The organism is Paraburkholderia lycopersici, from assembly GCF_900096975.1.
GTDB classification, from domain to species: domain Bacteria; phylum Pseudomonadota; class Gammaproteobacteria; order Burkholderiales; family Burkholderiaceae; genus Paraburkholderia; species Paraburkholderia lycopersici.
The window spans coordinates 1-2,485 of record NZ_FMYQ01000069.1 but is presented as its reverse complement, the minus strand read 5'-3'; the positions used below and the strand labels follow the sequence as shown (position 1 = coordinate 2,485).

Here is a 2,485-nt window from a genome sequence, read left to right as displayed (position 1 = left end):
ACCGGCCCGAATCCCACGGACCGGCGCAAGCTCGGCAGCAAACACCACCTCATCGTCGACGCACAAGGCATCCCGCTCGCGGTCATCCTGACCGGAGCGAATCGCCACGACATTACGCAGCTTGAATCGCTTGTTTGCCCAACGACGGTCTGATAGTAATCTTCCGCCGATGTGCCAACCTCGATGCGATAAGCGTCGGCGACCGTCAGAAACACCTGCCACTGCTGGACATTTGATGCAGACAAGTCACCAAGACGTGCGAATGCTGCCGCAATAGACGAAAAGCCGTCCGCAGCTACGATTGCCCCATTCTCCAGTGAAAACTCAGGCACAAGACTCTGCAGATTTGGCGATTGCAGCACCAGCTTCGCGAACATAGTCGCAAACAGATCATTCCACGAGGCGTCCACGCCAGGCGCAGCGTGATATATGGGATTACTCCCATATGGGGAACTGTAAGACTCACCGGAATATGCCTCAATGAATTCAAGTTGTTTGGCATTAACCTGCGGTCCCCGCGAATTTGGGTTAACGCTCGCCACGCCGTCCCATTCATACATTATTGTCTTAACGGCATTAGTAATATCAGAGTACGGCGCGTCGCTTCCAAGAGTCAGAAATTCTTGCACTTCAGACTCTAGCGTTTGATCCGTCGTCATTTCAGATCGAAGATCACTCATATCACCACCGCCCTCCACCTGGGGCAATAGCGAAATCGAAGAAGGAATAAATGCGGGCGTATCTGCGACTGTTGTCGAGGGATCTCCAACGAGAGACACAGAGGCAATCTCACGCGTCGATCCATCCACCATCGTAATATTAGAGACCTGATTGACGACATTTCCGTTAAGTATCTCGCCACTTGATGTCGCGTCGAGATTTATAGACGCAATACCCAATTGCGAGAGTGTTTTCAGCTCACCTGCATCTACCTTGCCATCCCCATTCGAATCAACCCAAACTCGAAGTTGCGAATATATGCTGTTTGAGGAATCGATTGTTTGCGCCCCTCCGGCAAGTGCCTGAAGCGCGCTAAAGGATGAGATCAGGTCGTCAGATGTTACGGCCGCACCGGTTGGATCAAATACCAACATGCCAGTGCCAGAACCCATCCAGGAAGTATGTTCAGCGAAGCCAGAGCCGGAAAAATCAAAGTATGCACCAGATGTACTCAGGGTAGTCAGCGATAAACCATTCCCACTCAAATCAATAAAGATTGGATCTTTCTGATTTTCTGCTGCCTGGAGTTTTTGATAATTTCCGTTACTCCATGCATTGATTAATGATGTAAGAAGACTAATGCAGTTACCGATATTCGTATACGTAGCGTATTGAAGCAGAGTGCCGGCCAAGGTTAAGCCAGCCGCAAGTGGCAGTAACTCGGGAGCAAACTCCGCCATTAGAATGCCAAAATTTGAAAGGAGCTGCCCTTCATCGTTTAATACTGCGGTAAAATCGTTCGTGAGAATTTGATTGTTATCACCTGCGGCCGCATCTTCCTGGAAGTTCTGTGCATCGCGAGCGAGTTGTTCCGCATTAAGCGGCAATTGCGCAAAGGCAATTGCAGGCCCAACCCCTTCGAAGATCGCAGCTAACGGTGCGTTCCCAGCAAACGCCGCTGCTGCTTCAGCGGCACTTGCCATACCTCCAATTACTGACGATTCATCCGTCACGGTGTCCAGTTGCGAAGGGCCATTGGGATTGTCGTTATTTATCAAATCATCAGCTGCAGTTGTTGTGGACAGGACATTACCCACAACATTATTAAAGAGAGTTACAGCCTCTTGCGCTTCCATATTTTCCCCGGTTTATATTTCAAAAAAATGAGAATTAATCTTTTCTTTTAAAATAACTTACAGCTATTAATGCGGCCCCGGCAAACATGATGGCCGCAATAATGATATTAATCATTAGCGCCCGGCTAAAAGTCTCGGGCTGAAGTGATTTATAGATTATTCCGTGTCTCGCCACAACGTAACCGCGACTGTAATTCATAAACCAAAAATAAACTTGCATGAGACCTGATCCGACAAAAAGCAGAATTCCAATCAATTGTTTACGTTTCGTAACCATGTTGCACTCACTATCTGAAAATTACATTCACGATTCCAATCAAATCTTAGAGCGGCTAACACAAGTCATCAACGAAGCGCGAACAGATAACGGCAGCAGCCAGGGAGAGCAACGCGACATGAATGTCGAGACGACGCTCGAAACGAATGCGCAGTTTGCCGAAACCGGCAAACCAGGCATGCGTGCGCTCGACTACCCAGCGATACCGGCCGAGCCGCTCCTTACTTTCCACGCCACGGCGGGCGATGCGGGCCGTGATGCCGCGCTGCCTCAGGTAACGACGGCAGCGTGCAAAGTCATAGCCTTTGTCCGCATGTAGCTTGCCCGGACGTTTGCGAGGCTGTCCGTTCAGGCCCGGTATCGCAGGAATGGCATCCAGCGTGCGCCCGAATGCCATCGAATCGTGCCGGTT

At 50.0% G+C, this 2,485-nt stretch carries 2 protein-coding genes and 1 pseudogene; 1 reads left to right on the top strand and 2 read right to left on the bottom strand.

The annotated features are described in order from the left end of the window. Nucleotides 1–135 (top strand): annotated as a pseudogene (locus BLU17_RS31990) (transposase); the annotation flags it as partial. Nucleotides 136–1,830: 1,695 nt separating this feature from the next. Here the strand turns inward: BLU17_RS31990 and BLU17_RS32945 are convergent. Both BLU17_RS32945 and BLU17_RS31985 read right to left on the bottom strand, forming a co-directional pair. Continuing rightward, a complete protein-coding gene (locus tag BLU17_RS32945) occupies nt 1,831–2,073 on the bottom strand; it encodes a hypothetical protein (RefSeq protein WP_143189408.1) in 243 nt (80 codons plus the stop codon). Between the two features lie 55 nt (nt 2,074–2,128). Continuing rightward, nucleotides 2,129–2,485: transposase (locus BLU17_RS31985; RefSeq protein ID WP_143189407.1), on the bottom strand; the 357-nt coding region annotated here is incomplete at its 5' end.